The sequence below is a fragment of the Brevibacterium sp. AGC70 genome, from assembly GCF_057334195.1.
Genome location: NZ_JBHFIH010000012.1, coordinates 1 through 9,593, shown reverse-complemented (window position 1 = coordinate 9,593; position 9,593 = coordinate 1). Strand labels below are relative to the sequence as shown.

Genomic DNA, 9,593 nt, shown 5'->3' with positions numbered 1-9,593 from the left:
GTTGCAATCTGGCCCCTCGACGATGAGTGGTCCTCTCGTCGATGGGCCGGCCAACTCACGACAGCAGGCTCTGGCGGAACCGTTCGACGACGGCTGGGAGCGGACCACGCTTGCGGTGGACGACAACTAAGGTGCGTTCGATGGCTGGGCTGATCGGCACGCTCTCGATGCCCTCGAACTTCACCAATGGAACGACCATCTCGGGCACGACGGAGACACCCAGCCCTGCTGAAACCAGGCCGCCGACAGCCGGGATGCTGCGTGCTGTCTGCACGATGTCGACGGCCACATCGTGCTTGGCGAAGGCATGAGTGACCAAGGGCCCGATGCTGGTCACGGCGTCAAAGCCGATGAATTTCTCGCGAGCGAAGTCGGTCCACACGAGCTCTTCCCGCTGAGCGAGGCGGTGCCCAACGGGCATGATCGCCATCAACCGGTCTGAAGCAACTCCTTCGACCTCAAGCTCGGCTGGGATGCTTGAGTCGAGTGCCAGAATTCCCAGATCAACGGTTCCATTGAGGATCTTCTCGGCCACGTTCTCCTGCGGTTCGTCATGGATCTTCAGACCCACCTGCGGCAGATCGCGGCGGAAATCGGAGATCACCGCGGGAAGCAGCGTCGCCGTCACCGAGGGCAGGCACGCCACCCTGACGATCCCATCATCACCATTCATATGACCAGTGATACGACCCAGCGCTTCATCGTAGGTGGCCACCGCCATCGCCGCGTGGGCGGAGACCTCCTCCCCCAGGTGGGTCGGGACAACAGCGCGTGTGCTCCGATCGAACAGTCTGCCGCCGATGCGGCGTTCGGCCTCTGCCAACGCCCGGCTCACTGCGGGCTGGCTGATCTTCATGTCCTCGGCAGCGAGAGTGAAGCTGCGCATTCGGTGCAGGGTTTCGATCGCACGTAGGTGGTACATCGCCAGATTGATAACCATAGATCATCAGTGTAGAGCGAATGGGTATTGGACTCACCCTCACATGTCCATAGATCATGGAAACCGATATCTGAGAAAGGAATCAATGGTGCTTTCACTCATTGGATACGTATCAATGCTGGTGATCCTCGCTCTGCTCCTCACGCAGAAGGTCTCGCCGATCGTCGCCCTGGCGGGAGTCCCGATCGTCGCGGCCCTCATCGCCGGCAACTCACCCTCCGAAGTCAGCGAATTCGCTCTGGCCGGCATCACCAGCGTGGCCAGCGTGGTCGTGATGTTCGTCTTCGCGATCGTCTTCTTCGGCATACTCCGCCACGTCGGGTTCTTCGACCCGATCATCGACAGGATCGTCCGCCTCGGCGGTTCATCACCGAAGACCGTCGCCCTGGCGACGACCCTCCTCGCCTCGGTCGCCCACCTGGACGGCGCTGGCGCAACGACCTTCCTCATCACCATTCCCGCGATGCTGCCGATCTACCAGCGCCTGGGCATGAGCCGCCTGACCTTGACCGCCTGCGTGGGCCTCGGAGCCGGCGCGATGAATCTGCTGCCCTGGGGAGGGCCGACCGCACGAGCCGCGGCGACCGTCGCCGTCGAACCGAACCTGGTATGGACTCCGCTCATCCCTGCGCAGATCGCGGGCATCGCCGCTTCCCTTGCCATCGCCTGGTTCCTCGGCAGCCGCGAAGCCAAGCGCATCGCCAAGGGCAGTCCCTCCGAATTCGCCGAGGCGATTGACATGCACAACGATGCCGACGGCACACGCGCGTCCGGCACTGAAGGGTCCGGCTCTGCTGCGGCGGCCACCTACGCATCCGACGCTGATGCAGTCAGCACCGACGCATCCAGTACCGGCAAGAATGCGGCAGGAACCACCTCGGTGACCGTGGAGTCCGACGCGCTCGCCGCACGGGACCACCGCAACATTCCCCTCTGGGTCAACGGGCTGCTCCTGATCGCGACCCTCGCGGTGCTGATGTGGGGCATCGTCTCGCCGGCCATCGCCTTCCTCGTCGCGACGATCCTCGCGCTCATCATCAACTTCCGCGGTCTGGAGAATCAGTCGCGGCAGTTCGACATCAGCGCGAAATCGGCCATGCTCATGGCCAGCACCCTCCTGGCCGCCGGCGTCCTCCTCGGTGTCCTCGACGAGAGCGGAATGATCGAGTCCATGGCCACTTCCGCCGTCCAGATCATGCCCGCCGGAATCATGCCGATCCTGCCCATCATCGTCGCAGTTCTGGGCGTGCCCATGAGCCTGATCTTCGGCCCCGACGCCTACTACTTCGGCGTCCTGCCCGTCCTGTCCGCCGTCGGCTCGAACTACGGCATCGATCCGGTTCTGCTCGCCCAGGCCTCCATCCTGGGACAGGAGACCGTCGGCTTTCCCATCAGCCCTCTGACCGGCGCCTTCTACCTCCTCGTCGGACTGGCCAACGTACCGATCGGCAAACACATCCTCGGCCTCATCGGCTGGGCCTGGCTGGTCAGTATCATCATGCTCATCGTCGCACTAGTGATCGGAGTGATCCCCCTGTGGGTAGCTTGAACCCGTCGAGCCTGTCCGGGCTCTCGTCCTCGCCCAAACCTGCCCACCATGTCCGAGTGGGCGCCGGTGCCGGTTTCGCCGGCGATCGCTTGGATCCTGCGATCGCTCTGGCCGAGCACGGCAGGCTCGATTTCCTCGTCTTCGAGCTCCTGGGAGAGAGGACGGTGGCCGCGGCCCAGCGACGCGAGAAGGAAGCCGAAGGCACGGGATTCGACCCGAGCCTGGTGGAACGCATCGTCTCCGTCGCCGCTCACTGCGCCGCCAACGGCACCCGCATCGTCACGAACGGCGGTGCTGCCAATCCGAAAGCCGCAGCCCAGGCCGTCGCCGAGGCGATCGAAGAGTTGAACATCGACCTGCCAGTGGCCTATATCGCCGGTGATGACGTCCTGTCCGTCGTCGAAAGTCAGGATCCGCTCACCTGGGAGACCGGGCAGCCCGTCTCTGCCTCGGACGGCGAGTTGATTTCGGCCAATGCCTATCTGGGGGCCGAGCCGATTCGCCGAGCCTTGGACTCTGGTGCACGCATCGTCATCACCGGACGCGTCGCGGACCCCTCGCTCTACGTCGGTGCTCTGGCACACTACTTCGATTGGGACCACAGCGATGCCGATCTCATCGGCCGGGCCACGGTCATCGGGCATCTGCTCGAATGCGCTGGTCAGGTGACCGGCGGCTATTTCGCTGACCCGGTGACGAAGCCCGTTGCCGGCCTCGCCCGTCTCGGGTTCCCCTTCGCCGACGTCGACGCAGATGCGCAGGCAGTCCTGAGTAAACTCGATGGCTCGGGAGGCGAGGTCACAACACGTACCTGCACCGAACAGCTCCTCTACGAAGTCGCCGACCCCAGCGCCTACATCACCCCCGATGTCATCGCGGACTTCTCCCACGTGAGCTTCGAGGAGGCAGGCGTCGACCGAGTGCGTGTGAGCGGAGGGACGGGAACGCCCCAGCCCAGCAACCTCAAGGTCACCCTCGGCTACGACTCCGGGTGGCAGGGCGAAGGACAGCTCAGCTACTCCGGCCTCCGGTCGAAGGATCGTGCCGAACTGGCGGCGGCCATCGTTCTCGAACGCCTCGAGGAGCTCTACGACGTCGATCCTGAGTCGGTGTTCGTCGAATACATTGCAATGGCTGCGGCATTCCGCGGTCTGGTGCAGGTCGATGACCCCGCCGAGGTACGTCTGCGCCTCGTCGGAAGCGCAGCAACCCGACAGGAGGCTTCGATCATCGGCGATGAGGTCGAAGCGCTCTACACCAATGGTCCGGCCGGCGGTGGGGGTGCCCGGAAATCCGTACACAGCGTCGTCGCGGTGAAGTCATGCAGTGTGGATCGGTCGATCATCGAAGAAGCGGTCAGCGTCGAGTTCGTCGACGACGCAGCGGATGAACCCGCGAACAACGACCTCGTAGATAAGAACTCCGCCGCAAGGCGAAAAGGAGGCCCCGCATGACCCAGATCGACGAACTCGCGTCGGTGCGCACCGGCGACAAGGGCGATACCCTCATCCTCGCAGTCATCGCCCACGACCAGGCGGCCTACGACCTGCTCGACCAGGAGCTCAGCGGTGCACGCGTCGCCGCCCACTACGGTCTCAACGCACAGGCCGTCACGCGCAGTGAGCTGCCGGCGCTGCACTCCTTCAGCTTCGAACTCTCCGGGCTGCTCGGCGGCGGAGTCACCGGTTCTCCTAACCTGGACGGACACGGGAAGACCCTGAGCTACCACCTGCTCACGCTCGAGATCTGAGTCGGTCCACGCTCGATGGTCACCCCGACTTGCCGCACCGAGAGTCCGGGCGCTCTCTCAGGCTCCGACCGGGCGGATCTCAGAGGTGGCCTTGAGCCGTTTACCGCAGCGGCACCACGCCCTACGGTGGTGACATGAAGGCACTGATACTGACGTTCGGTACGAAAGGTGACATCGAACCGTATATCGCCTTGGGTCGGGCGTTGAAAGACGCCGGACATGATGCAACGATCGGCACCGCCTGGAGCTACGAAGATGATGTCCGTGCACTCGGCGTCGACTTCATCCCCAGCAATTCACTCATGCTCGAGGTCATGCAGGACGCGCTTGGGAGCATGGCTGGCCCCGCGGACCTGCAGAGAGCTGCAAAGGCGATGACTCGTGGCGTACGAGTCAGCCTCGATGACCAGCTGCGGGCAGTGCGCAGCACCAAACCGGACATCATCGTCTACCATCCGAAATGTCTCGGCGCTCCTCATCTGGCGGAGCACCTCGGGATTCCCGCGGTGCTGTCGCTGCCCTTGCCTTTCTACACTCCGACCTCCTCGTATCCGGTCCCGTTCATTCCGCGGGATCTGGGGCCACGACTGAACCGCTGGAGCTACGGGCTCAATCGTGCCGAGTCGCTCATGTACGGCGGCATCACCAACGACTTTCGGCACAAGCTGGGCCTGTCGTCACTGACGCGGTGGGCGGATCCGCTGCTCCGGCCCGATGGTGGTCCTTTGGACATTCTCTACCCGTACTCGCGTCACGTTGTCCCCGTTCCCGCCGACTATCCAGCGACGGCTCATGTCACCGGCTACTGGTTCACCGGCCGCGGGGCCTCATGGGAACCTCCTCAGGAGCTCAAGGACTTCCTTGCCGCAGGAGAGGCACCGATGTACATCGGATTCGGCTCCATGGGCTTCGGTCAGGGCGCAGAGCAGCGAGGGGAGGCCATCACCTGGGCGCTCAGATCGACCGGAATCCGGGCCATCGTCGCCACCGGGTGGGGAGGTGTGGCCACCGAGAGCTCCGACGATGTCCTCGTCATCGACTCGGCGCCGCACGACTGGCTGTTTCCGCGCGTGTCAGCAGTCGTCCACCACGGTGGAGCCGGCACAACGGGAATCGGCTTGGCGTCTGGTCGCCCCAGCCTGGTGTGCCCGTTCCTCGGTGATCAATCGTTCTGGGCCAACCGGGTCCACGAACTCGGCGCGGGCCCAGCACCGCTGCCCCGGGCAAAGATCACGGCACGCGCTCTGGCTGAACGTTTCACGGACCTCGTGGAGACGGATAGCTATCGCAGCGGTTCGGCACTCCTGGCGCAGAGAATCTCGACGGAGAGCGGGACCGAACAAGCAGTCGAGATACTCCAAAGGCTGGCGTGATCGCCCTGCTCGGGTTCGAGAACTGCGCCAGTCCTCCACGACATCAACCCCACTTCCCCGGCGCGAGAAACGTCACACTCTCCACCGATGTGCCGAAACGAGTCGGTCTTTCCAAACGATAGCGAATACACTCGTCACCTACACGGCTCCACGAACACCACAGTTCGCGGAGCCTGCTTTTTGCCTTTCCTCCCCACCCCACCGCCCCCTGAAGAATGCTCATGCCCGCCGCCGAGGTGGTCCTGAGCGTGGAGACCACGACGATGTCGATGCTGGACAACCAAGAGCCAGAACCCGAACCCGCCCCCGGAGCTGAACCCGAACCGCCTCCCGAATCCTCGTCGGGGCCCGAGTCCGACTCAGAGCCGTCAACGGGATCTGCAGCATCAGCTGGGTCTGAGGCGTCTGGTGCAATCGTGAGCGTCGACGATGGAGATTCGGCGCATCGCGGCTCGGTCGGCACCGTCTTCTACTGGTCGGTGGCCTTCGTCATCGCCTTCGTCATCTGGGCCACATTCTCACCCGACAGCCTAGCCGACATCATGACCACGGCGATGACCGCAGTGTCATCGAGCTTCGGCTGGATCTACCTGGTCGTCCCCTTCGGCGCGATCGTCATGCTGGTGTGGTTCGCTGCGAGCCGCTTCGGACGCATCAGACTCGGTTCAGCAGACTCTCGGCCCGAGTACAGCACAGTCACCTGGTTGTCGATGATCCTGGCAGCAGTCATGGGAATCGGTCTCGTCAGCTATGGCGTCGCCGAACCGATGTCACACTTCCTGGTTCCTCCCCACGGTCTGGCCGAGCCTGAGACCATGGACGCAGCGATCCGGGCGATGCAGTTCTCCTATCTCGACTGGGGTTTCCAAGCTTGGGCCATCTTCGGGCTCTTCGGCCTGGCGATCGGCTATTCGACTCACAGGCTGGGACGCCCAGCCCTGGTGTCGACGATGCTGCGGCCGGTGCTCGGACGGTTCGTCGACGGTTGGGTCGGCAAGTTCATCGACATCCTCACCATCATCGCCACTCTCTTCGGGACGACCACGTCCTTGGGCCTCGGAGCCTCTCAGATCGGTGAGGGCCTCAACACCGTCCTGGGCATCGATTCCACAATCATCCTGCAGGTCTTGGTCATCGCCGTGCTGACGCTGCTCTTCACAGGATCGGCGCTCACCGGGGTCAGCCGCGGCATCCGATACGTCTCGCAGATCACCCTGACCATGGCTACCCTGCTCGGGCTCTTCGTCTTCGTCACCGGACCCAGTGGCTTCGTCGCGAACCTGTTCGTGCGCTCTGTCGGTTCCTTCGCCGGTAATTTCCTGGAGTTGAGCTTCATGACTCCGGCGAACTCTGAGGACAGCGAGTGGATGCTCGCGTGGACCTACTTCATGATGGCCTGGTGGCTGTCATGGAGTGCCTTCGTCGGAATCTTCCTGGCCAAGATCTCGAAGGGCCGGACGATCCGCGAGTTCGTCGCCGGCGTCCTCCTCGTCCCCAGTGCCGTTTTCTTCATCTGGTTCACCATCATGGGAGGCTCCGCGATCAAGCTCGACATGGAAGGCGCAAAGATCGGCGAAGCCACCCAGGCCAATCTCGATACGGCCTTCTTCAGCCTGCTCGATCAGCTGCCGCTGTCGCTTTTGGCGTCGATCTTCACCATCGTCATGGTGATCCTGTTCTTCGTCTCCTCCGCCGACTCGAATACCTTCGTTCTCAGTTCCCTGTCCTCGAATGGCTCCTTCGAGCCGAGCCGGCCCGTCATCGCCACATGGGGGTTCCTCACCGGTATCTGCGCCATCGTCCTGCTGCTCGTCGGCGGACTCAAGGCGCTGCAGCAGGCGGCAATGCTCTCGGCCGTTCCCTTCACTCTCATCGCCGTCGTCCTCGGCATCGCGTTGAACAAGGAATTGCGCAGCGACCATCACATCGTCGAACAAGTCGCACGCAAGCGGCGAGTGCTCGGCCCCTGACCCCAGGCTTCACCGAGCGGACCACTTAGCCTCGACGGGGGACGCTATACCCTGCCCCGTCGAGGTTGAGTGGTCCGCTCGACTGTTTTGAGCGTCACCGCAGCTTAGCGGTCACCTCGGCCGCGGCCGCGAGGACCTTGTCCACGAGTGGTTCGGTGTCGGTGTCCTCGGTCAGCGCCTCATCGGCGAGCGAGAGTCCGATGGCCGCGATCGGACGAGAGAGCACGTCGTAGACGGGGGCCGCGATCGTTGAGATTCCCGGAGTGACCTCACCGTGTTCGATCGCCCACCCGGCCCGCCGATCCTGTGCCAGGATCGCGTTGAGCGCCTTGACCGTGGTCGGTCCCTGGCCGGTGCGGGTAACGAATCCGGACTCGGATTGGAACATCGCCAGCACCTCTGACTTGGGCAGATGCGCGAGTATCGCCCGCCCGGTCGCCGTCAGGTAGCTGGGCATGCGCACACCGGTGGCAGTGATCACCGCGACCGATTTCAGCGACTGCTCCTTGAGAACGTAAACGGTCTCCCAACCTCGGATGACGGCAAGCTGAGCCGTGGCAGCAGTGTCGTCGGCCAGCTGCCGAACGATGGGCTGTGCCAGACGCTGCAGAGGGTTCGTGCGCAGGTAGGAGCTGCCCAGCTCGTGTACGCCAGCCCCCAGGACATATCCCGTTTCAGTGCGAACGACGAGTCCCAGCTCCTCGAGCACGGTGAGCAGTTCGTAGGCGCTCGAGCGCGGGATCTCCAGCGCCCGCACCAATGCACCGGCGGAGATCGGACGATTCGACGAGGCCAGATGCCTGAGAATTGCGATCGAACGCCGCAGTGCCGGAACCTCAGCCACAGCTCAGTCCTCCATCCCAAGGGCTGCGAACGCGGCCCGGTACAGCTCCGAGATTTCGCCGAGTTCGGTGTGCACGCCGTCGCGGACCCGGACTTGGGCACCGCTGACAGTCATAGTCACATCCGCCGAGGTGGCCGAGAGGATGATCTGTTCACCCACCGATCCGAAGGTGCGAATGCTGTCGGTTCTCACTGCGATGAAGTCGCATGCCTTGCCCACGGCCAGTTCGCCGACGGGCAGGTCGAGGCTGCGCGCCCCACCCTTCGTCAGCGAGGTGATGAGCGCGGCAGGCGAGAATCGCCCTCTCTGGCCTGACCGCAGCCGTTCCCCGGCTTCCATACCCTGGGTCTCGCGCAGAGCGTCGAGGACGACGTGCTGATCGGAGCCGATCGAGATCGTCGCTCCGGCATCGGCGAGTTCGCGAGCTGGGCCGATGCCGTCGGCCAGGTCGGCTTCCGTGCACGGGCACATGACGATGTTTGCTTCGGCCCCTCCCAGCGTCGCGATGTCATCATCGCTGAGGTGCGTGGCGTGGACGGCCGAAAGATTCGACGCGACCACACCTGAGCGGTCGAGGACCTGCGTGGGTGTCGTGCCGTAGGCGGCTTGGCAGACGTCGTTCTCTGCAGGCTGCTCGGACAGGTGCACGTGAACGGGTCCCTCGAGTTCGGCGAATCTGGGCAGATTGGCAGCCGGGACCGCACGGATCGAATGGATGGCCGATCCCACATGAACGAAGCTCTCACCAGGGGCATTGACCGGGAACTCGGTGGCGAAGGCCTTGGACAGACCTGCGTGGCGGTCCATGTATCCGTCGATGCTCCCGTCACCGAAGCGAGCTTGTTCTTCCGAGAGATCGGTGTCGATGCCGCCGGTGAGATAGCAGGTGTCGAGGAGTCGGATGCGCAGTCCCGCCGAGGCAGCCGCTCGTGCCAGCGCCCGTTCCATCGCGTGAGTGCGGGGTTCGTCGCGCGCCGAAACGTGCCCGCGGGGACATCCCGACTCAGCATCGGTGCCCACACCGTACGGCGTCCCATCAGGTGCGTGGTGGACGTAGTGGAACTCCCCCACCGAGGTGTAGCCGCCGGCGAGCATCTCCGCGAAGACCGCACGCGCCACGGTTTCGTAGTTCTCCGGGTTCAACGTCGCGGCCACCGAGTACATGAC

At 63.9% G+C, this 9,593-nt stretch carries 8 protein-coding genes; 5 read left to right on the top strand and 3 right to left on the bottom strand.

Annotated features, from left to right (window positions below):
• Positions 1-55 precede the first annotated feature (55 nt).
• Complete coding sequence (locus ACE03M_RS08655; RefSeq protein WP_143923044.1) at positions 56-940, bottom strand: LysR family transcriptional regulator; 885 nt, start codon at positions 938-940, stop codon at positions 56-58.
• 88 nt (positions 941-1,028) lie between these two features.
• Here ACE03M_RS08655 and ACE03M_RS08650 point away from each other — a divergent pair, with 88 nt between their 5' ends.
• From ACE03M_RS08650 to ACE03M_RS08630, 5 genes are all read left to right on the top strand, one after another.
• Complete coding sequence (locus tag ACE03M_RS08650; protein ID WP_485933572.1) at positions 1,029-2,489, top strand: CitMHS family transporter; 1,461 nt, start codon at positions 1,029-1,031, stop codon at positions 2,487-2,489.
• Complete coding sequence (locus ACE03M_RS08645; protein ID WP_485933571.1) at positions 2,477-3,943, top strand: acyclic terpene utilization AtuA family protein; 1,467 nt, start codon at positions 2,477-2,479, stop codon at positions 3,941-3,943. Before ACE03M_RS08650 ends, ACE03M_RS08645 begins: the two co-directional genes overlap by 13 nt.
• Entirely contained in the window at positions 3,940-4,239 is a 300-nt protein-coding gene (locus ACE03M_RS08640; RefSeq protein ID WP_485933570.1) for an AtuA-related protein, read from the top strand. Before ACE03M_RS08645 ends, ACE03M_RS08640 begins: the two co-directional genes overlap by 4 nt.
• Before the next feature lie 134 nt (positions 4,240-4,373).
• The gene (locus ACE03M_RS08635; protein WP_485933569.1) at positions 4,374-5,612 is read left to right on the top strand and encodes a glycosyltransferase; all 1,239 of its coding nucleotides are present in this window, start codon (positions 4,374-4,376) and stop codon (positions 5,610-5,612) included.
• A gap of 416 nt (positions 5,613-6,028) precedes the next feature.
• Entirely contained in the window at positions 6,029-7,582 is a 1,554-nt protein-coding gene (locus ACE03M_RS08630; protein WP_485933568.1) for a BCCT family transporter, read from the top strand.
• Positions 7,583-7,676: 94 nt separating this feature from the next.
• Here ACE03M_RS08630 and ACE03M_RS08625 read toward each other — a convergent pair whose 3' ends face one another.
• Positions 7,677-8,426 (bottom strand): IclR family transcriptional regulator, encoded by a 750-nt coding sequence (locus ACE03M_RS08625; protein WP_485933567.1) that lies wholly within the window; start codon positions 8,424-8,426, stop codon positions 7,677-7,679.
• A 3-nt stretch (positions 8,427-8,429) separates the two neighbouring features.
• A partial coding sequence (locus ACE03M_RS08620) for an amidohydrolase family protein (protein ID WP_485933566.1) occupies positions 8,430-9,593 on the bottom strand: 1,164 nt, incomplete at its 5' end.